At 71.2% G+C, this 19,757-nt stretch carries 16 protein-coding genes and 1 pseudogene; 7 read left to right on the top strand and 10 right to left on the bottom strand.

From position 1 onward, the window contains the following. Window positions 1-74 precede the first annotated feature (74 nt). On the bottom strand, window positions 75-521 hold the full coding sequence (locus ACIPFH_RS34135) for a hypothetical protein (protein ID WP_401832705.1): 447 nt from the start codon (window positions 519-521) through the stop codon (window positions 75-77). Between the two features lie 579 nt (window positions 522-1,100). Here ACIPFH_RS34135 and ACIPFH_RS34130 point away from each other — a divergent pair. After that, complete coding sequence (locus tag ACIPFH_RS34130) at window positions 1,101-3,257, top strand: MMPL family transporter (RefSeq protein WP_401832702.1); 2,157 nt, start codon at window positions 1,101-1,103, stop codon at window positions 3,255-3,257. Here the strand turns inward: ACIPFH_RS34130 and ACIPFH_RS34125 are convergent. The 7 genes from ACIPFH_RS34125 to ACIPFH_RS34095 form a co-directional block, all read right to left on the bottom strand. Further along, window positions 3,221-3,859, bottom strand: a complete 639-nt coding sequence (locus ACIPFH_RS34125; protein ID WP_401832700.1) for a sterol desaturase family protein — start codon at window positions 3,857-3,859, stop codon at window positions 3,221-3,223. The two genes, ACIPFH_RS34130 and ACIPFH_RS34125, sit on opposite strands and share 37 nt — an antisense overlap. A gap of 174 nt (window positions 3,860-4,033) precedes the next feature. Further along, window positions 4,034-5,191, bottom strand: coding sequence for a GNAT family N-acetyltransferase (locus ACIPFH_RS34120; RefSeq protein ID WP_401832698.1), 1,158 nt, complete (start codon window positions 5,189-5,191; stop codon window positions 4,034-4,036). Continuing rightward, on the bottom strand, window positions 5,188-6,459 hold the full coding sequence (locus tag ACIPFH_RS34115) for an aminotransferase class I/II-fold pyridoxal phosphate-dependent enzyme (protein WP_401832696.1): 1,272 nt from the start codon (window positions 6,457-6,459) through the stop codon (window positions 5,188-5,190). The genes ACIPFH_RS34120 and ACIPFH_RS34115 overlap by 4 nt, the downstream gene beginning before the upstream one ends. 45 nt (window positions 6,460-6,504) lie before the next feature. Next, window positions 6,505-7,734, bottom strand: coding sequence for an acyl-CoA dehydrogenase family protein (locus ACIPFH_RS34110; protein ID WP_401832693.1), 1,230 nt, complete (start codon window positions 7,732-7,734; stop codon window positions 6,505-6,507). A gap of 8 nt (window positions 7,735-7,742) precedes the next feature. Next, a complete protein-coding gene (locus ACIPFH_RS34105) occupies window positions 7,743-8,771 on the bottom strand; it encodes an acyl-CoA dehydrogenase family protein (RefSeq protein ID WP_401832691.1) in 1,029 nt (342 codons plus the stop codon). Further along, window positions 8,758-9,087, bottom strand: a complete 330-nt coding sequence (locus ACIPFH_RS34100; protein ID WP_401832685.1) for an acyl carrier protein — start codon at window positions 9,085-9,087, stop codon at window positions 8,758-8,760. Before ACIPFH_RS34100 ends, ACIPFH_RS34105 begins: the two co-directional genes overlap by 14 nt. Before the next feature lie 65 nt (window positions 9,088-9,152). Beyond that, window positions 9,153-10,907, bottom strand: coding sequence for an AMP-binding protein (locus ACIPFH_RS34095; RefSeq protein ID WP_401832683.1), 1,755 nt, complete (start codon window positions 10,905-10,907; stop codon window positions 9,153-9,155). 248 nt (window positions 10,908-11,155) lie between these two features. Here ACIPFH_RS34095 and ACIPFH_RS34090 point away from each other — a divergent pair, with 248 nt between their 5' ends. Continuing rightward, window positions 11,156-12,175 (top strand): NAD-dependent epimerase/dehydratase family protein, encoded by a 1,020-nt coding sequence (locus ACIPFH_RS34090; protein ID WP_401832681.1) that lies wholly within the window; start codon window positions 11,156-11,158, stop codon window positions 12,173-12,175. Between the two features lie 161 nt (window positions 12,176-12,336). Here the strand turns inward: ACIPFH_RS34090 and ACIPFH_RS34085 are convergent, their stop codons facing one another. Next, window positions 12,337-12,543, bottom strand: a complete 207-nt coding sequence (locus ACIPFH_RS34085) for a DUF6417 family protein (RefSeq protein ID WP_401832680.1) — start codon at window positions 12,541-12,543, stop codon at window positions 12,337-12,339. 108 nt (window positions 12,544-12,651) lie between these two features. On the opposite strand from ACIPFH_RS34085, the gene ACIPFH_RS34080 reads away from it, so the two are divergent. From ACIPFH_RS34080 to ACIPFH_RS34060, 5 genes and pseudogenes are all read left to right on the top strand, one after another. Next, entirely contained in the window at window positions 12,652-13,716 is a 1,065-nt protein-coding gene (locus tag ACIPFH_RS34080; RefSeq protein WP_401832677.1) for a helix-turn-helix domain-containing protein, read from the top strand. A 155-nt stretch (window positions 13,717-13,871) separates the two neighbouring features. Beyond that, window positions 13,872-15,158 (top strand): PQQ-binding-like beta-propeller repeat protein, encoded by a 1,287-nt coding sequence (locus ACIPFH_RS34075; protein WP_401832676.1) that lies wholly within the window; start codon window positions 13,872-13,874, stop codon window positions 15,156-15,158. Window positions 15,159-15,194: 36 nt separating this feature from the next. Next, window positions 15,195-15,407: pseudogene (locus tag ACIPFH_RS34070) on the top strand (transposase); the annotation flags it as partial. Between the two features lie 151 nt (window positions 15,408-15,558). Beyond that, window positions 15,559-16,521, top strand: a complete 963-nt coding sequence (locus tag ACIPFH_RS34065) for an SDR family NAD(P)-dependent oxidoreductase (RefSeq protein WP_401832673.1) — start codon at window positions 15,559-15,561, stop codon at window positions 16,519-16,521. Between the two features lie 276 nt (window positions 16,522-16,797). Continuing rightward, entirely contained in the window at window positions 16,798-17,838 is a 1,041-nt protein-coding gene (locus tag ACIPFH_RS34060; protein ID WP_401832671.1) for a LacI family DNA-binding transcriptional regulator, read from the top strand. 96 nt (window positions 17,839-17,934) lie between these two features. Here ACIPFH_RS34060 and ACIPFH_RS34055 read toward each other — a convergent pair whose 3' ends face one another. After that, window positions 17,935-19,413, bottom strand: coding sequence for a ricin-type beta-trefoil lectin domain protein (locus tag ACIPFH_RS34055; protein WP_401832668.1), 1,479 nt, complete (start codon window positions 19,411-19,413; stop codon window positions 17,935-17,937). Window positions 19,414-19,757 lie beyond the last annotated feature (344 nt).

The following is a 19,757-nucleotide window of genomic DNA, read 5'->3' as shown; positions in this document are numbered from 1 at the left end:
CCGGAAGTTGCTTCTGCGTTCAACCGTTCGGTTGAACGCAGAAGCGGGTACCGGCCGAAGAGCCTCTTGCCGTGTCACCCGAGGCTGTCGACCCCTACGGCCGCGGCGGGCTCGTCCAGCACGGCGTGGGAGACAGGTTGCGGATTCGCGTCGAGATCGAGGACGGGGGTGGCCTCCTTGTACGAGGACTCGATCACGGCGTTGCCGCAGAAGTCGCGGCGGCGGTCGTCGTGGACGTTCCAGCGGTACGTCTCGTGGTCGGGGTCGCTGGTGTAGTAGTCGGAGGTGTAGACCTCGACGCGGCGGCCGTCGGGTTGGCGCAGGTAGAGGTCGAAGGCGTTGGAGACGCCGTGCCGCCCGGGGCCGCGCTCGATGTCGTGCTCCTTGCACAGCGAGCCGACGATGTCCGCGCAGCGCAGGACCCGGTGGGACTCGTGGGTGGCCACGCCGACGTGGTGCAGGCGGGGTCCGGCGCGGCTCGTGAAGGCGACGACGTGGACGGTCTGTTGCGGTAGGGACAAGCCGCGTGCCGCCGCACGCGGCACCTTTCCTGTCGCTCGTGTGGGGGCCGGGTGAATCGGCCCGGGCCGACGGGGGGTTGCAGACCGCATACGCCGCATACGGCCGCTCAGACGGCGTACAGGGCACCACGCGGATCACCTGGGCCGAACTCGCCTGCGCCGACCGGCAGGAAACAGACAGCTCAGGCACACGAAGCCGAGACTTCGTCGCCGGAGACCGAACCCACTGGGGGCCTGTCTGGAGCGTGATGCGAATACTCAGCGAACTCCACGGAGCAAAGAACGTCCGCCTTGTCGTCTGGTTCCACTGACGCCGAGTCCGCGACGAAGCACCGACTACCCCACGCGAGAGCGGTCATGACCGGGCAAAACGTCATGCTCATTGCGTTCCGGCGTCCGGGTCGCGCGCGCCTGCGTGCCGCAGCTCCGCGCCGATTGCGTCCGCCCCGGTAACGCTTGCGCTGTGGCGTCGTTGCCCCGGGCGTGGTGGAAACCGCCCCCCGGAGGGGGCATACAACGCTCCGGCAGCCCGACGGCCGGACGGCCGCGGCACCGCTCGCGCGGCGCCGTGCGGTTGGGGTGCTCGTGTTCGCCTGTCTGGCCGCGTGCTGCGCGATCGGGGTCCTCCTCGGTGTCGACAGCCGTCCCTCCCCCGAGAGCTGGACGCCGCCTACCGCCGAGTCCCTGCGTGCCGACGAGTTCCTGGCCTCCCGGTTCATGACCGGTGAACCCCATCTGGCGCTGGTGGCCACGGCTGCGGGGTCGGTCGACGATCCGCGCGCCGCGCGGGCCGGCCGAGTGCTCCTGGAGAGGATCGCCGCCGATCCCCGCACCGAACGGGTCCGCGGATACTGGCCCCTGCGGTTGTCGGAGTTCCGTACGGGCGACGGGCGACGGGCGCTGGTGCTGGTGCGCTTTCGCGGGGACGAGCGGGCTGTGCGCGCCGCGGCGAACGACGTGATGGACCTGTACACCGGCAGGGGCGGGCCGGATGCGGCGCTGCGCGTTTCCGCCGGGGGTGAGGACGCGGTGCTCTCCGAGAGCGAGAGGCTCAGTGAGCGCGGTCTGCGCCTGGCCGAATTCGTCGCGGCGCCGCTGGTGCTGCTGATCCTGCTGTGGGTGTTCGCGGGCGCGCTGGCCGCACTGCTGCCGGTCGCCGTGGGGGCCTTCGCCGTGGTGGTCGCCGGGGCCTGTCTGCGCTTGCTGGACGGCGTGATCCCGGTGTCGGCCTTCAGCGTCAGCGTCACCACCGCATTGGGTTTCGGGCTGGCCGTGGACTACAGCCTGCTGCTCGTCTCGCGCTACCGGGAGGACATTGCGGCGGGCAGTGCCCCGGACGCCGCGGTGAGGGTCACGCTGCGCACCGCCGGCCGGGCCGTCGCCTTCTCCGCCGCCACCGTGGTGGCGGCCCTGTGCACCCTGCTGGTCGTCCCGCTGCCGCTGCTGCGCTCCCTCGCTTTCGGCGGTACCGCGATCGTTGTCACCTCCGCGGTGGGCGCGCTGGTCGTCGTGCCCGCGCTGCTCTTGGTGCTCGGCGCCCGGATCGACCGCTGGGACGTCTTCGCCCGGCTGCGCCGGCCACACGGCGGGCGCCGGCAGGGCGACTCCTGGGCCCGGCTGGCGCACTGGGTGGTGCAAAGGCCCGCCGCTGTCGCGCTCGCGGGGTTCGCGTTGCTGGTACTCCTCGCCCTACCCGCGCTGCAGGTGCGGTTCGGCGTGTACGCAGACGCGACGCTGCCGGCTTCCTCTCCGGTCGCCGCGACCGCCCGGACGCTGCGTACCGAGTTCGGCGCCGCTTCCTCGGGTGCCCCCTGCGTCGTACTGCCCGCTCTGAACGCGGCGGGTGACCCGCGGGCCCGGGCCGCGCTCGACGAATACGCCCGCCGGTTGTCCCGCGTCCCGGGCGTGGCCCGGGTGGACACCGCCACCGGGAGCTACCGGGGCGGGAAGCGGTCTGCGCTCCCGGCCGCGCGGGCGGCGTCCTTCGCGGCCGCGTCCAGTGTCCGGCTGGCCGTGACCGCGCAGCCGTACGCCCGCGCGCCGCTCACTCCCGAAGGGAGCCAGCTCGTGGAGCGGCTGCGCCGGATTCCCGCGCCGGTCCCGGCTCTCGTCGGTGGCCCGGGCGCCCGTCTCGCGGACACCGAGAAGGTGATGACGGACCGGCTGCCGCTGGTCGCGCTGCTCGCCTGCGGTGGGACCTGTCTCCTGCTACTGCTCTACACCCGCAGCCTGGTGGTGCCGGTAAAGGCTGTGCTGCTGAACATGCTGAGTCTGGCCGCCACCTTCGGCATCCTGGTCGCCGTCTTCCAGGAGGGCTGGCTGCCCGGTGTTTCTCCCTCGGGGATCACCGATGTGCTCATCCCCCTCATGTTCGCGGTCGCCTTCGGCCTGTCCATGGACTACGAGGTCTTCCTGCTCTCACGGATCCTCGAGGAACACCGGCGTGGCAGCCCCACCCCGCATGCCGTGGCGACGGGCCTCCAGAGGACGGGCCGGCTCTTCACATCCGCTGCGCTGGTCTTCGCCGTGTCCATGTCCTCGCTGGCGCTGTCCGGACTGCTGCACCTGCGCGTGGTGGGTGTCGGTCTGGCGGTGGCCGTGGTGGTGGACTGCACGCTGGTGCGCGCCCTGCTCGTACCCGCGGTGATGCAGCTCGCGGGCCGGGCGAACTGGTGGCTGCCGACGTGGCGCGGAAATTCTCAGCGCGGGGCGGTGGCGAAGACGTGGTCCCAGTAGGGACAGCTCACGCCGAAACCGCGCCGTTCGTCCTGGAAGTGGTGGCGCAGATGACGGTTGCGCAGGCGCCGGCCCAGTGCCGTGGACGGGCGGTGGTGGTGCATGTGGAAGTGCAGGACGTCGTACACGATGTAGCCCGTGATGAATCCGCCGGTCAGTGCGGCGCCCGGCCCCGCTCCCGCCAGCAGGTGGAACAGTTCGTAGGCGCCGTACGCGCCGGGGACGCTGACCGACGGTGGCATGACCAGCCTGCGTGGGTCGTTGGGGTGGTCGTGGTGGACGCCGTGCACCATCCAGTGCGCGCGGCGCCCCCAGGAGCTGCGCGGGGTGAAGTGGAACAGTGCCCGGTGCACCCAGTACTCGGTCAGTGTCCATCCTGCGTAGCCGAGCAGGGTGTACGCCAGGAGCAGGGGTACCCCGGTGTGCCGGACGGCCCAGGTCAGCAGCAGCAGGACGAGCGGGCCGTGCACGAGCGGGGGTACGGCGGGGTGCACACGGGTGAAGCGGTCGAGGAAGGGTGAGCTGAACATGGGCGGGGATGCCCGCAGTTGCTCCGCCCGTCGGAGGCTCCCGTCGGCGGCCGGTGATTCGTTCGCCGTCATCGCGTGCCGCCTTGGTGTGCCTGGATCCCGGCGGGCACCGAGACTGCGGCCGCCGGTTTTTCGGCCGACGGATGCGCCAGCGCGCTCATCGTTCCTCCTTCTCGGACCTTCTCTCGGTCCTCTTCCGGTTCTTCTTCGGTCCTCTTTCAGGACTTCTTCGGTCCTCTTGCGTCCTCACACGGGCCGCTGATAGATCCGGTAGGTCTTGGACCGCTGTGCTCCCATCCGCGCGATGGCCTGGTTCATGGCGGTGTTGTCCTCCAGGACCCAGGACAACTCGCCGCCGCGATAGCCGAGTTGGCGTCCGGCCTGGGCGAGGCGCGTGTACAGCAGCGCGTCGAGCCCCTGGTTGCGGTACTGCGCCTTCACTCCCAGGGCGATCAGCCGGCACCAGTCGATCCTCCGGGCGGCTCTGGCGGCCCGCATCAGCCCGATGGGCAGCCCGTACCGGGTGAGCCTGCCACCGGCCGCTTTCAGGGCCTGGTTGGCGTCGGGGACGGCCAGGCAGAAGGCGGCCGGGTCCCCGTGAACCTCCGCGAGCAGCACCAGTTCGGGCCGGACGATCTGCCGGAGCTGGGTCGTGAGGTGGTGGAACTCCCGCTCCGTGGGCGGTACGAAGCCCCAGTTGCGTTCCCAGGCGTCGGTGTAGATGTCCCGCAGCCGCCGCTCCTCGGCGTCGAGGTCGCGTAGGTCGAGTGGCCGGACGTGGACGCCACCGCGTCCTTGCGCCCATCGGGCGACCTTGGTGACGGCGGCGTCCTCAGGGGTGTGGGTGGTCCACTCCCAGGCCCACAGGTCCTTGGCCTTGGTGAAACCGCAGGACCGCAGCAACGCGTCGTGATGGGGCGGGTTGTACGGCATCAGGACGGCCGGCGACGAGGAGAAGCCCTCCACCAGGGTGCCGCATTCGCCGTTGGTCGAGAAGCTCACCGGCCCCAGCGCCGAGGTGAGCCCACGTGCGCGCAGCCAGGTCCCGGCCGCCTCGAACAGCGCTTGGGCCGCGGCGGTGTCGTCCGCACACTCGAAGAGCCCGAAGAATCCGTCACTGCCACCGTGATGGCTGTTGTGTCGCGGGTTGTGGACGGCGGCGATGCGCCCGACGGCCCGGCCGTGGCGGTGAGCGAGGAACAGCTCGGCGTCACCGAAGTCGAAGAACGGGTTCTTGCGCCGGTCCAAGAACGCCCTGCGCTCGCTCTCCAGCGGCGGCACCCAGCAGGGCTCGCCCCGGTAGAGCTGGTAGGGCAGCCGGATGAACTCCCGGCGCCGCGCCCGGTCGTGCACCGGTGTGACGCGGACCGGACCGTCCAGGGTTCGCGCCACGGTCGTCGTCACACCGTCCCCCGTACCGGCGCCTCGCCCACGGGCCCGGGCTGGAGCGCGGTCTCGGCCAAGGCGGCCGCGATCAGGCCCGCCGCGTGGTCGATGTCCTCCTCGGTGTGCTCCGCGCAGACGCCGAGCCGCAGCCGGGCACCGCCGATGGGCACCGCCGGCGGGAACAAGGGGCACACCATCAGGCCGCGTTCGGCCAGCTGCCGGGTGACGTGCGCAGTGCGGTCCATGGTGCCCACCGGAACCACGACCACATGGGCGGCGGAGCCGGCCGTGCCGACGCCGGCGGCGTGCAGCCGGGCGCGCAGCGTACCCGCGTTGTCCTGGAGTCTGCGCCGGCGCTCGGTGCCTTCCCTCGCCAGCACCGAGAACGCCGCCGATGCCGCCCCGACGGTGCCGGGCGGCAGGCCCAGGGACAGCAGATACGCGTCCGCCGAGTGCCTGAGCAGTGTCACCACGTCGGCGTCGGCACATACGAAGCCTCCGGTGGAGGCGAACGCCTTGCTGAACGTGCCCGTGACGACGTCGACCCGCTCCAACACGCCGCACAACTCGGACACGCCGCGCCCCTGGGGGCCGAGCGTGCCCGCGCTGTGCGCTTCGTCCACCACCAGCAGTGCGTCGTAGCGCTCGGCCAGATCGGCGATCTCCGCCAGCGGTGCGAGGTCACCGTCAGCGCTGAACAGGCCGTCCACGACGATCAGTCGCCGCCCCGAGCGATCGGGCCGGCCCGCCGTGCGGAGCAACTCCGCGAGGTGTCCGGGGTCGTTGTGCCGGAAGACGTGCAGGGTGGCTCCGGACAGCCGGACACCCATCGTGATCGACTGGTGGTTGAAGCGGTCGGCGAAGACATGGTCGCGCGGTCCGGCAAGGGTGGCGAGCACGCCCAGGTTGGCCTGCATGCCGGTCGGGAAGAGCAGCGCGGCCGGGCGCCCGGACCAGGCGGCCACGGCGACCTCCAGCTCCTGGTGCAGCCGGGTGTAACCGCCGACCGCCTGGGTGCCGTACGTCCCCGTGCCGAACCGGCGGGTGGCGGCGAGCGCGCCCTCCACCACCTCCGGGTGCCGCGCCAGCCCCAGATAGTCGGCGGAACCGAAGACGGTGACCGGCCGGCCGTGGGTGTCGTCCGAGCCGGGGCGGGCGTGGGGCACACTGATCCGGGCCCGGGTCGTTGCGGCCTGCGTGATCAGCGGGAAGAGCGGGTAGGTGCCCTCCCGCTGCCAGCGGTCCACCAGGTCGAGGGTGCTGCTGTGCGCGGGCCCGAATTCCATCGGCGGTCTCCATTCTCCTTCTCACGGCCCTGCGGGAGCGCGGGCCTACGGTGCGGTGGGCGTGACCTGCGTGGTGGTGGCTGGTCCTTGCGTCGGGGTGAGTGCGCCGCGGAGGATCTCCGCAGCGGCCGTGTCCCGGACCGTTTCGCAGCTGCCGCCGTACACGCTCAGGACGCGGACGTCGCGCAGCGCGCTCAGCATTCCGGGTGCCGGCTCGTCGTCCCGGTAGGCGCCGGGCCCGGACAGCCGGGCGCATTCCTGTACGACCCGCTGCGCCAGGCGGGCGCCGGCTGTCTTGGCCAACGCGGCGTCCAGTTGGTCCTGAGGGCCTCCGATGCGTTCCGCGGCGGCGTCGACGAAGGTCTCGGCCGCCTCGATTTCGGCATCCCACCAGGCGAGTTCGGGCATGGCCTGGTCCGACGCACCCAGCACCCGTGCCGTCCGCTCCAGTGCCCAGCGGGCACAGGCCAGGGCTCCCGCCGCGATCGCCAGGCGCTCCTCGGGCAGGATCCCCGCCAGGAGGACCATGGCCAGGCCCGGGCGTCCGAGGACTGCCTCGCGGGGCAGCCGGCAGTCCTCGAAGCTCACCCGCCCGGTCGGAGAGGCGTGCAGCCCTGCCGTCGCGAGGGGCGTGACCACGATCCCGGGCAGGTCCGCGGGGACGAGGAACAGGGTCAGGCCCAGGGCGGAGGTGCCGGGGGTGGTGCGGGCCAGGACGATCAGGACATCCGCGAGGGGCGCGTTGGTGATGAACGTCTTGTCGCCTTGCAGGAGCCAGCCGTCCGGCTCGGGCCGGGCGGTGGTGGCCACCGAGCGGACCAGGTCGGAGCCGCCGCCGGGCTCGGTCAACGCGACCGAGGCGACGCACCTGCCGGCCAGGACCGGGCGCAGCCACTTGTCGCGTTGCCCGGGTGTGCCGTGGCGGGCCAGCAGAGGGGCGACCAGATGGGTCAGCACGGACAGGCTGGTGCACACTCCGGCCGCGGGTTCGCGCATCACGGCGCGGACGAAGGAGATGCCGTGGGCGAGGTCCAGCCCCAGTCCCCCGTGCTCCACGGGAACGCCGATGCCGAACACCCCGGCCCGGCCCATGGCTTCGAACAGGGAACGCGACACGCTCCCCTGCCGTTCCCAGTGCGCCAGATACGGTGTGATCTCCGCGTCGGCCAAGGCGCGCGCCGACTCGTTGAACGCCGCGGGAGAGCCCGGATCGAGCACGGGAGACAGCGGACCGAGCGAGGCCTGGTCCGGCATCGGCGTGGTCGGGCACGGCATGGCCGGCTTCACCGCATGCTCCCCGACACCGGCTGGTGCCCGGGCCGCCCGACGCTCTGTGCCTGTGCCTGTGCCTGTGCCTGTGTCTGCCCGATCGTCTGCGTCTGCCTCTGCGTCTGACCGTCAGTCGGCTTCGGCGGGGACGCCTCGCCCGCCAGCCGTTGGCGCATGCTGTCCACGAGCCGCTGCTGTCCGCCGAGCAGTACCGGGGCGAAGACCGCCTCGCGGTAGGCCGCGGCCATCGGATGCCCGTCCATGAACCCCTGGCCTCCAAAGAGCCGGCAGGCCGTGCCCACCGACTGGGGTACCGCCCTCGCGACGAACACCCCGGCCCGCACGGCACGGTCCCACCGCGCGGGTCCGCTCGTGGTGGCTGCGCGACGCGTCACGGCGTGGCACATCCGTACCGCCGCCGCCGCTTCGGCCACCGCGTGCCCGAACGCCTGGCGGCCTGCCAGGACACCGTCCTGGAACGGCCGGCTCTGCGCATGGGCGAGGGCCTCGCGGACGGACTGCTGGGCCAGGTCGCTCAGCAGCCGGGCGAGGCCCAGCCGCGTGGCCGCCACGGCGTCGCGCAGCAGCGAGGCGTGCCGCTGCACGGTGCCCAGCAGCGCGTGGCCGGGCACCGCGAGCGCGGTCACCTCCAGGTGGCCGTACCGGGCACCGGCCAGGGCGCCGAGTCGCTGTTCGCGTACCCGCGTGTACGGCGTGTCGAGCGGCAGCAGAAGCAAGACGCGACGACCGTCGTAGTGGCGGATGCCTTCGACGAGTACCGCCCCGGCGTCGGGCAGACCGAGGACGTGGCCGGCCTGTCCCCGGGCCGTCAGGCGGTCCGGGGGCCCGTGCAGTTCGAGGTCGCAACGGGTGCCCAGCAGGCCGTGGGTGGTCGTGTCGCTCAGTGCGGTGCTGACCCGGTCGGGCCCCGGTGAGGAGCCCGGTGCCAGGCGGTCGAGCAGCGGTCCGCTCAGCTCTTGGGCGACCATCTCGAGTACGCCCGCGCCCATTGCCGTGCCGTCGCCCTGGTCAGGCGTCGGCACGGGAGGAGTCCCGGCTCGTGCCCTCGCCCAGCAGGTCGAGGAACGCGCTGAGCGGAAGGGTGGGGACGAGGCTGCCGGCCAGCACCGTCATGTCGAACTCCACCTGGCAGCGGATCTCGACGTCGGCCACTGTCTCCGCCAGGAGCAGTGAATCGAGGCCTAGTTGTTCCAGCGTGGTCGTCTCGCAGAGCGATGCCGTGTCGAGCCGCAGCCGAGCGGCCAAGCGCTGCTTGAGGTCCTCCCGGTCCGGGACCTGACGGCTTTCTCGGGTCACTGCCGGTGTTGTTTCCACAGGTGTCCTCTTCTTCTGCGTCATCTGCGCTTCTTCCGCTTCGCCGGCTTCGCTTGCTTCGTCCGCTTCGGCTACTTCGTCCGCTGCGTCTACTTCGGCTGCCGGGACTGCGCCGGCACGGCCGGGTCCGCCGGCCGCACCCCGGGAGGGAACTCCCCGGCCGCGGCGGCCGCACCCAGGCTGAGCCGTCGTACCTTGCCGCTGGCCGTCCGTGGCAGCGCGCCCCGCCTGGCGATGTAGACCTCGCTCACCGGCATCCGGAACTCCCGCAGGACGGCGAGCCTGGCGCTGTGCACCAGCGCCGCCTCGTCCACGGCGCCGGTGGCTGCCCTTCGGGCGTCCGCGAGTTCGAGGAACAGCACGAGGTCTTCGGTCGCCGCGGCATCCCGCGTCACCGCGACCGCGGCGACCGCTCCGAGGGCCGTCGGCGAGGCGTCGAGAACCGTCTGCTCGATGTCCGTGGGGGCCAGCAGACGTCCCGCGTATTTCACGGCTTCCTTGGAACGCCCGATCACGAAGAGCTCTCCGTCGGCCAGTGCGCCCATGTCCCCGGTCGGAACGAGGCCGTCGTCGCCCGCTGCGGGACGCCGGACGCCGTCGGGGCCGATCGTCCAGCGGGCCGCGGCCCCGCCACCGATCCGGATCTCGCCGACGCGCCCTTCGGGCAGTTCCCGGCCGTCCACGGCGACGATGCGGACCTCGGTGCCGGGCAACGGAGCACCGTGACCGATGAGTTCGCGCACCCCACCACCGCCGTCGCCGTCGGACGGTTTTGTCGAGGCTCGCGGCGGAGGGAGCGCGACAAGTCGTCCTCGCTCCAGTTCGGCCGTGTCGAAGCGGCGCACGACCGAGCCGACCAGCGGTGCCCGGCAGGCGACCGCGACACAGTTCTCCGCCAGCCCGTAGGCGGGCAGCAGCACATGGCGGCGCATCCCCACCGCGGCGAACGTCTCCTCGAACCGTTCGCACAGCCGGGGAGCGACCCGCTCGGCGCCGATGACGGCGACGTGCAGCGCGGACAGGTCGACACCGGCCAGCCGGGCGGGCGCACGTTCTGCGGCGCGGGCGGCCATCTCATAGGCGAAGGGAGGTGCGGTGGTGTGCGTGGCGCGGAACTCGCCCAGCTGCTCGATCCAGCGCAGCGGGTCACGTACGAACGAACCCGGCGGCAGTGCCCGGAAGGCGAAGCCCGCGTACAGGCAGGCCCAGAAGCTGCCGATCAGGCCCATGTCGTGGGAGAACGGCAGCCACGACATCCCTCGCCCGGCTGCCACCAGTCCGATGCGGTCGGTGATGGCGCGCAGGTTCACGGCCAGGTTGTGGTGGGTGAGAACGATCCCTCTGGGTGCGGCGAGACTGCCCGAACTGAACTGGACCACGGCGACGTCGTCCGGATCGGGGGCCGGCGCGGGCAGTTCACCTGGGCTGGTCCGCTCCGGTACCTCTGCCAGCGACAGATGCGCCACCGTCAGTGCGGCGGCGGCAGTCTCCTGCGGCCCGACCATCGGTGCGCCCTGCGACACGTACCAGCGTGCTCCGCCGGCCCGCAGGGCGGCCAGGGCCCGCAGCCGTTCCTGGGTATTGGCGCCGAAGCCCCGCGGTACGCCGGTCGGCACCAGGACGGCTCCGCAGAGCGGGATGGCCAGGGACGCCACCATCGCGACCGTGGTGCTGTCCATCTCGAGTGCGACGGCGTCGCCCCGCTTCACCCCGCACCCGGTGAACCACGCGGCGCGTTCCACCACGCGCGCCCAGAACTCGGGATACGTCAACTCCGTGTCCCCGGCCGCCCCCACCGTGCCCGGCACCCGTGAGGAAGCGTGTGTGCGAAGAACTTCGGTCAACGTCGCGCACGGTCGCGCGAGCTCGCCGTCGTACGCCACCGGCTGTTCCTCCTCCGACTCGCCTTCATGGCCTGCTCCTCTCCAACGGACAAAGACACTGAGAGTAACGGCCGGAACTCTCTGTGTACTTGTGGTGGTACGGTCCTGCTCCCGCGACGACCACCCACGAAGGCAGGCATGGTGCGCATCCCGACCTCCCACGCAGCGAGGCAGCCCTCCGCCCGGACCTGTGTGCGCGGACCCGTACGGTGAGCCCGGACGGCCTCGACGACCTGTCCGGGCGGCGGTTCCTGGTCACCGGTGCCACCGGCTTCGTCGGCCGGCGCCTGTGTGCCCGACTCGCCGCACGGGAGGCCCGGGTCACGGCCCTGGTGCGGGAAACCTCCGTCCGGGCCGGCCTCCCCTCGGGCGCGCGGCTGGTCGTGGGCGATCTGACCAGCGCGGCGGATGCCGGGGCGGTGCGTGAGGCGGCCGCCGACGCGGACTGCGTGTTCCATCTCGCCGCGGTGGTCAAAGCACGTTCGGCCGAGGGCTACTGGCGCTGCAACGCCGAGGGCTCCGGGCGGCTCGCCGAGATCCTGGCCGCGCTGGCGTCCCCGCCGCGGCTGGTGGTGTGCTCCTCGCTGGCCGCCGCCGGTCCTGCCCGGCCGGGCAGGCCGAGAACCGAGGACGAGCCGCCCGCCCCGGTCTCCCACTACGGGCGCAGCAAGCTGGCCGGGGAGCTCGCCGTGCGGGAACGGGCCGACGTGCTGCCGGTGATCGCGATCCGGCCGCCCATCGTGTACGGACCCGGCGATCCGGCGTTCCTGCCTTCGCTGGTGCCGATGATCCGCAGCGGGCTCGTCGTCAAGAGCGGTTTCGGGCCGAGGCACTACTCCGTCATCCACGTCGACGATCTGTGCACGGCCCTGCTCGCCGCCGCGACACGGGGCACGAGGATGTCTCCCGGCGTTGCGGACTCGGGTGTCTACACGGTTTCGGACGGCACGGAACACACGTGGCAGGGGATCTGCCGGGCAGTGGCCGAGGCGCTGGGCCGCCGTCCTCCGCTGGTGCTGCCCGTGCCGCATGCCATGACGCGAGGGGTTGCAGAGTGCGCCGAGGCGGTGGGGCGGCTGTGTGGCTTCGTACCGCCCCTCAACCGGGACAAGAGCCGGGAGCTGCGCTGCGCGGCATGGACGTGCTCAGCCGAACGGGCGCGGACGGACCTCGGGTTCGTTCCGTCGATCGCGCTGGCCGAGGGGATCGCCGCCACACTCAGGGCGTGACCGGCCGGCGGCGAACCTGGTGGCGGACCGGAGCGGGAGGGCCGCCGCGTGAGTCCGGACGAGGACGGGCCCGTGCGGCATGGACGTCGCCGTGGCCGAGGGAACCGTTCCCGTCGGCCGCCTCAGCTTGGTCGAGCGATGAGCGCGTCGTTCGATGGCTGTCATCCGCTGGCCTCTACGACGTGTTCGCTGAGGGGGGGCAGGGGCGCTGTTCGAGCGGAAACGGGCCCGACGGCGGGCTCCGGCGCGCAGCGCTCTGAACAGGTCTGCGTCGCCTCCGGCGTCAGCAGGCTCAGCAGGCGCTCGGTGTCGTGCTCCACGGGCGCGAAGTCGATCTCATCGAGATCGAGATGCTCATAGCCGTCCATGATCAGCGCAACGTCCCCGGGGGCACTTGCTCTGCATGCCGTCGCCCCGCGGCCACATGACCGTTCTCCTACTGCTCGGCCAACTCCCTTGGCGGATAATGTTGTTGCATGCCCAAACTCAGTGAGATGTCAGGGCAGGGCGCCGCGGCGACGGGGCTGGTGACGACGCTCGACACCGATGACATCGCGGTTGCGGACCGCTTCGGCTGGTGGCACGACATGGTCGGCAACGAGGTCATGCCGGTGTCGCTGCGGAGTCCGTACGCGGACCGCTTCCGGGGCTGGGTGGAGGCCGTCGGACTGCCGCACAGCCAGGTGGCGGTTTTCGACTTCTCCCCGATGACCGCCCGGCGTCTGTCCGCTCACATCCGCCGCGCGGACCCGGAGGACTACTTCCTCGTCCTTGTCCGCGACAGCGCAATCCGGCTGGAACAGGGGCGCGGCGTGGCCTGCCTCGGTCCCGGTGGCATGGCGCTGTTCTCCACCTCCAGACCGCTGTCCTGCGACTTCCTGGACCACGGCCGCCCCGTGCGCCTCACTCTCCTGCGCGTCCCGCGTACCCTCCTCCCCCTGGCCGGCGGCCGCGCCGACCGTCTGCTGGCTGAGCCCCTGCCCACCGAGACCGGTTCCGGCGCCCTGCTCAGCCCGTATCTGACGTCCCTGCCCACAACCGTCCGCGCCTCCGGCCCCGCCGAACTGGCCCGGCTCGGCGCCATCGGGGTGGATCTGGCCGCGTCGCTGCTCGCGGCGCGACTCGGCGACCAGGAGGCACTGCCCGCCGAGACCCGCCGCAGCGCACTCCTCGCCCGGATCGGCGTCTTCATCGACCACCATCTCGCCGACCCTGCGCTCGACCCGGCGGCCGTCGCCGCTCACCACCACATCTCCCTTCGCACCCTCCATCAGCTCTTCCAGAGCGAACCGGAGTCCGTCGCCGCCACCATCCGGCGCCGCCGCCTGGAGCGCTGTCACGCCGAGCTGACCGACCCCGGCCTGCGCCATCGCACGATCGGCGAGACCGCTCTGCGCTGGGGCTTCCGCCATCCCGCCGACTTCAGCCGGGCTTTCCGCCGGGCGTACGGGGTGCCGCCGAGCGAGGTCCGGGCCTCCTCGCACGGAATGCGCAGGATGTCTGCGCTCACGGCCGAAGACCGGAACACCCGGCGCGAGTGACAGTAGGGCCACAGCATCCCAGTGACCTCGGGAGCGGGCCCTGCGCAGCGTGAGCCGCTCGGCGAGACGCGCGCAGGACCGCAGGGGGGCCTGAGGCACTGGGGTGCTTTTCCGCCCGCGTGGACGGCCCACGCCGTACGAGATCTGGGGGACTCTTGCGCCAGGGATCGCACCCGCCTCACCTGCGGACAGCCGCAGCCACAGCCACCGCACTGCTCCTGCTCCTCGCCGGCTGCGGCGGTGAGGAGCAGGCGGACGGCAAGGACTCGTCCGAGCCCGGCAGACCGAGCAAGGCCGCGCCCGCCGCCCCCTCGGCTGCGCCCGCCGCCCCCTCGGCCGCGCCGCGCGCACACGACCCGGTGACCGGATTCGCCGCGGCCGAGGAATCCCTCCAGAGGGACGGGGAGTTCGCTCTCCACGACACGACCATATGGGTCGCCGAGCAAAGTGGTCTGGACGCCTACGACACCGTGACCGGCGACACCTCGGAGATCTTGGCCGAGACGGACCGGGCGGTGAAGAAGCAGCCCCGGCTGGGCGCCCCCGTGATCGCGCGGACCGGGGACAGAACCGTCGTCCTGAGCGTGGCGCCGGTGTCCAGGCCCGGCTCCGGCACGCACGTCACCACCTACGCCGTCGTTCTTCTCGCGGCCGACGCGCGCACCCGCGAGAAGCTGTGGAGCACCGAGATCCCCAGTGAGGGGTTCACGCAAGGGGTGGACCTGAAGGTCGCCGGCGTGGACGGTGACACGGCCGTTGTCGTCGACGGGTGGCACATCACGGCCGTGAATCTCACGACGCACCGGAGTGTCTGGTCCAAGCCGCACGCCCCCGACGTCGTCGCGGTCGGGGGCGGCACCATCGCCGTGGCCGCACAGGACGAGTACCTCGCCAACCAGGTGTACGGACTGAGTGTCGCGAACGGCGAACGGACGTGGACCGAGGGAGAGAGCGCCTCGAACCTGCACGTCACGGCGGCCCGACCCGGCGTGATTCTGGTGACGCGCGGCAGTGACTACGGCCGCGTCCACGCCACCCTCGTCAGCCTCGCGACGGGCCGGCCGGTGGCCAGGACAGAGCTCGGCGCGACCCCGGACCGGTGTCTGTATGACGAGCAGGCCACCCTCGTGTGCGTCAAGGACGAGTACGGCTACACCGTCGTCGCCGGTCTTGATGCGATCAGCGGCAAGAAACTCTGGGAACTGCCCATGGACGATCGCGTGGCGCCCGCCGTGTCCGCCGTCCGGCACGGAATCGTCTACGGCAAGGTCGGCGACGAGGCGTTGATGCTCGACGCCCGCACCGGCGAGGACCGACCCGGCGCCCTGCCGGACGCTCCCGATCTCGTCAACGCCTACGTGGGCGTCTTCCTCGACGACGAACGCGGCCGGTCGAGCGACTACGTGCCCGACGCGGCCGTCGTACGCAACACCGCAGGATGAGTCCGCAGGGGGCCCAACGACTCGCGTGCGGACGGTCCTTCGAGGGAGATGCTGGACGCGATCCGTTACCTGGTCGCGGGCGGGATCTCGTGGCGGGCGCTGCCCGCGGACCTCCCCGGGTGGGGCCCGGTTCACGCCTTCTTCCGCCGGTGGCGCGAGCACGGACTGGTCGCCGAGTTCCACGACCGGCTGCGCGGGAAGGTCCGCCGATGCCAGCCAGAGAAGTTGTGCCAGAACCATTTCTCGTGAACATTCCCGCGGCCACCGGCCTCCGGATGCTGCCCGAAGTGCCGGACGAACGCTGCTGCTGAAAGTGAACGAAGCCAGCTGGACCGGCCCCGGACATTCGCCGTCACCGGCCCTTGACCTGAAGCGCGCTCCAGCACCTAGCGTCTCCGTCATGACGACACCTCAGCACAAGATCGGATCGGGCTTCGGCGCCCGGAGCACCGTGGACGACGTCCTGAGCGGGATCGACCTGTCCGGCAGCACCGCGATCGTCACCGGGGGCTACTCGGGACTCGGTCTGGAGACAACCCGCGCCCTGGCTGGTGCCGGAGCCCGCGTCGTGGTCCCCGCCCGGCGACGGGCGGCCGCTCAGGAGGCGGTCGAGGGCATCGACGGCGTCGAGACCGACGACCTCGACCTGTCCGACCTCGAAAGCGTCCGCGGTTTCGCCGAGCGGTTCCTGGCCTCGGGTCGCGAGATCGACATCGTGATCAACAACGCCGGCGTCATGGCCTGCCCCGAGACGCGGGTCGGCCCGGGGTGGGAGGCGCAGTTCGCCACCAACCACCTCGGTCACTACGCGCTGATCAACCATCTCTGGCCGGCGATCGCCCGCGGTGGCGCGCGCGTGATCGCCGTGTCCTCCGGCGCCCACGGCATCACCGGCGTGCGCTGGGACGACGTGCAGTTCGAGCGTGGCTACGACAGATGGCAGGCGTACGGGCAGGCGAAGACGGCGAACGTGCTGTTCGCCGTGCAGCTCGATGCGCTCGGCTGCGACGCCGGAGTCAGAGCGTTCGCGCTGCATCCGGGCAGCATCCTCACCCCGCTGCAGCGCCACCTCGCGAAGGCGGAGATGGTCGACGCGGGCTGGATCGACGAGCACGGCAACCCGACCGATCCCACCTTCAAGACGCCCGGGCAGGGCGCGGCGACGCAGGTATGGGCGGCGACCTCCCCCCAGCTGGCGGGCCTGGGCGGCGTGTACTGCGAGGACTGCGACATAGCCGAGCCGGCCGACGACGCTTCGGAGGGCGGCGTGCACGCACACGCGACCGACCCCGAGCAGGCCGCGCGCCTGTGGGCGCTGTCGGCCGACCTCACGGGCGTCGACGTTTTCGCGGCGGCAACCTAGCCCCGGACGTGGCGGGTCACCGTTTCAGCTCTGTGGCCGGCCGCCCCGGGCCGGTCACACCACACGAATCAACGACCCGCGAGGTACGGGCCTGACCCCGTCCGCCTCCCCACCGCCGACAAGGTGACCTGCCTGGTCGACACGCCGGGCCCTCGCGTCACAGCCGCGGCCCTCGGCCTGCCGGACGCCCGGCCAGCCGAGGTCTCGCCCCGCGGACGCCCGGCCAGTGGGCCTAGGCTGTTGTCAGGGCCCGAGGAATAGGGGTAACAAGGGATCATGGCGATTGGGGACAAGCCCGTGTCCAGACGGCCCCGGCCGTCGATGGCGGATGTCGCCCGTCACGCCGGTGTCGCGCCGCAGACAGTTTCACGCGTGTCCAACGGCCACACCAACGTCGACCCGGCGACCAGGCAGCGTGTCGTCGAGTCGATGCAGGCGTTGGGGTACCGGCCGAACGGAGCCGCACGCGCGCTCAAAAGCGGGCGGTTCAACACCATCGGTGTCATCACCTTCACGCTCAAGACGTTCGGAAATACGCGCACGCTCGACGCGATAGCCAAGGAAGCCGCACGCGCCAAGTACGCCGTCACCCTCATCCCGGTGTCGGACCCGACCATGGGCAGGGTTTCCGGTGCCTACGACCGACTCAGCGAGGCAGCCGTCGACGGAGTGATCCTCGTCTTCGAGGCACATCTCCTGGACGATGCGGAGTTCAGCCTCCCACCGGGGGTTCCGATGGTGGTGGTCGACTCCGATACCGGTCCCGGTTACACCGTGGTGGACACCGATCAGGCACAGGGCGCTCGCCAGGCAACGGAACACCTGCTGGAACTCGGCCACCAGCAGGTATGGCACATCGCCGGACCCCCGACCTCGTACTCCGCGGCCCATCGGGTCGAGTCCTGGCAGCGCACCCTGCAGGATGCCGGCATCGTCCCGCCCCCGGTGCTGTACGGCGACTGGACCACCCGATCCGGATATCAGCACGGGTTGGCTCTGGGGCGAAGGCCGGAGGTCACGGCGATCTTCGCCGCGAACGACCACATGGCGCTCGGTGTCATGCGTGCCCTGCACGAGCTCGGCCGCCGGATCCCCGACGACGTCAGCGTGGTGGGGTTCGATGACATGGAGGAGACCCACGCCTTCTGGCCACCGCTGACCACCGTGCGGCAGGACTTCGCCGCGGTCGGCCGGCTCAGTCTTCACAAGCTGCTGAGCAAGATCGGCCGCACCGGACCTGACCTGATCGACAAGACCTTGGTCCCGACCCGGCTGGTGGTCCGCGCGAGCACCGCAGCGCCGCCGCCCTCACCGTGAGGCGAAGCGCGACGGCGCTGATCCGCACGGGCCCGGCGAGGGTACGCGCAGGGCTCGTGCGGTCCGATCAGCGGTCGAGCGGAACAGGCGCCGGTGTCAGCTTCTGGCCCACTGCTGGTTGCTGCTTCCGTTGCAGTACCAAACGTCGACCGCCGTACCGTTGCCGGTGCCTGCTCCGGCTGCGTCCAGGCAGAGCGCCGGGTTCGCGACGCTGGTCACAGAGAGGTCCGCGTTCACGTTCCACTGCTGTGCCGTCGCACCGGTGCAGTCGGAGATGGTCACGGGGTCTCCCGCCGTGGCTCCGGTGCCTCCCACCGTCATGCACTTGTTGCCGTAGACGGTGAGCTGTTTGTCCGCGTTCCAGTTCCAGGTCTGGTTGCCGCCGGCGTTGCAGTCCCAGAGGTCGAGCTGGGTGCCGTTGGTGGTGCTGAAGCCGGGCACGTCGACACAGCGGGTGGAGCCGACTCCGCGCAGGACCTCGCCGGGAGGCGCGGGCGGCAGGTTGTTGACGGGCGGGGTCTTGCCGAAGCCGTAGCCCCAGCGCAGCAGGGCGACTCCGGTGGCGCTGTTGTCCACCAGGTTGCCCTCGGAGTCCAGCGACTCGATCGAGTAGGCGTCGCCGAACCTCAGCCCCGGCCAGTACACCAGCCCCATCCCCTTGCTGCGGGCCGTGTTGGCCACGGCCGCGAGGTACGAGGTGTAGATGTTGCCGTCCCACGCGCCGTAGTTCAGACCGATGGTCATCGGGGAGCCGGCCTCGTCGATGACGGTCCGGCCGGCGTACTTGCCGATCCGCGCCTCGAGGTCGGCGACCCAGTCAGCCTGCTTGGTGTAGCTGCCCCAGAAGCCGTAGAAGTGCAGCGACAGCAGCGTTCCCCGCAGCGCGGGTGCTGCGCCGACACCGGTGACGTTGTCGTTGTAGCCGGTACCGCTGATCACGACACGGCCACGCGGGACGTCCTTGTGCTGGGCCAGCCAGCCGCTGGTGACGGACACCCACTGGTCCAGGGTGTAGCCGTGCGGCTCGTTCATGGGCTCGAAGTAGACCCGCGGGTTGTGCTTGTACTCCCGCACCACGGTGTTCCACATCTTCTGCCAGGCGGCCGTGTCGTCGACCAGGCCGTCCTTGCTGGTGTTGGCCTCCCAGTAGCTGACGATGACCTTGTCACCGTAGGCCGTGGCCGCGTCGATCGTCGCCCGGTACGACTTCCACCAAGTGGTGCCCACGCTCGACGGGTTGATCGGCAGTCGCAGCGTGTTGGCGCCCAGGTTCTTCTTGAAGCCGCGCACCATGTGACCCGTGGTCCGGTACACGGTGCGGTAGTTGTCGGTCACCGACAGCCCGCTGGGCACCACGGCGTCACTGGCGTAGTTGTCCCGCGGGTCTGCCCAGTTCACCCCGCGGAAGTCACTGGTACCGCCCTTCGACGCAGGCTTCGCCGGTGCGTGCGAGGCGGCTGACGTCCCGGCGGCCGACTGCGCGAAAGCGGGGGCGGTCAGGAACATCAGTGTCGCGCCGAAGCCGGCCATGAGCACACTGGCCAGTCTTCTCGACCTCGTCGGGGTCTTGGTCATGTCGTCTCCAGTGACGGGAAGCGCAAAGAGCGGCGTGCGGGTTCGTCACCTGAGCCGAGGCAGTGAGGAACCAGGGGGTCCGGAAACAGACACTCGGACCCGTGCAAACCGGCCATGGTTACGTAACCATGGGCCGGACACTGGCACGACCCCCGCACTGGTGACAAGACCCGTGACAGTTCCGAAATACGACAGACCCATTCACCGAACCCTGAACGGTCCATCAGCCACTGGAATCGGCGCAGGACACTAGTAGGGCTTGGTCAGGTTCGCATGGGGGTGGGTATGTTGCGGTGGCAGGTGGGGCAGGCGCCGGCCCAGGTGGCGAGGAGTGTCTGTAGTTC

Source organism: Streptomyces sp. NPDC088157, assembly GCF_044741545.1.
Classification (GTDB): Bacteria; Actinomycetota; Actinomycetes; order Streptomycetales; family Streptomycetaceae; genus Streptomyces.
Note: the sequence above shows the minus strand (reverse complement) of the source record. Positions and strands in the feature narration are given on the sequence as shown.

Bases quoted from the DNA above. Each gene is read 5' to 3' on its own strand.
- ACIPFH_RS34125 (WP_401832700.1), bottom strand. From the start codon at position 3,859: ATGACGGCGAACGAATCACCGGCCGCCGACGGGAGCCTCCGACGGGCG.
- ACIPFH_RS34115 (WP_401832696.1), bottom strand. From the start codon at position 6,459: ATGGAATTCGGGCCCGCGCACAGCAGCACCCTCGACCTGGTGGACCGC.
- ACIPFH_RS34110 (WP_401832693.1), bottom strand. From the start codon at position 7,734: ATGCCGTGCCCGACCACGCCGATGCCGGACCAGGCCTCGCTCGGTCCG.
- ACIPFH_RS34100 (WP_401832685.1), bottom strand. From the start codon at position 9,087: ATGACGCAGAAGAAGAGGACACCTGTGGAAACAACACCGGCAGTGACC.
- ACIPFH_RS34085 (WP_401832680.1), bottom strand. From the start codon at position 12,543: ATGGACGGCTATGAGCATCTCGATCTCGATGAGATCGACTTCGCGCCC.
- ACIPFH_RS34080 (WP_401832677.1), top strand. From the start codon at position 12,652: ATGCCCAAACTCAGTGAGATGTCAGGGCAGGGCGCCGCGGCGACGGGG.
- ACIPFH_RS34065 (WP_401832673.1), top strand. From the start codon at position 15,559: ATGACGACACCTCAGCACAAGATCGGATCGGGCTTCGGCGCCCGGAGC.
- ACIPFH_RS34060 (WP_401832671.1), top strand. From the start codon at position 16,798: ATGGCGATTGGGGACAAGCCCGTGTCCAGACGGCCCCGGCCGTCGATG.
- ACIPFH_RS34055 (WP_401832668.1), bottom strand. From the start codon at position 19,413: ATGACCAAGACCCCGACGAGGTCGAGAAGACTGGCCAGTGTGCTCATG.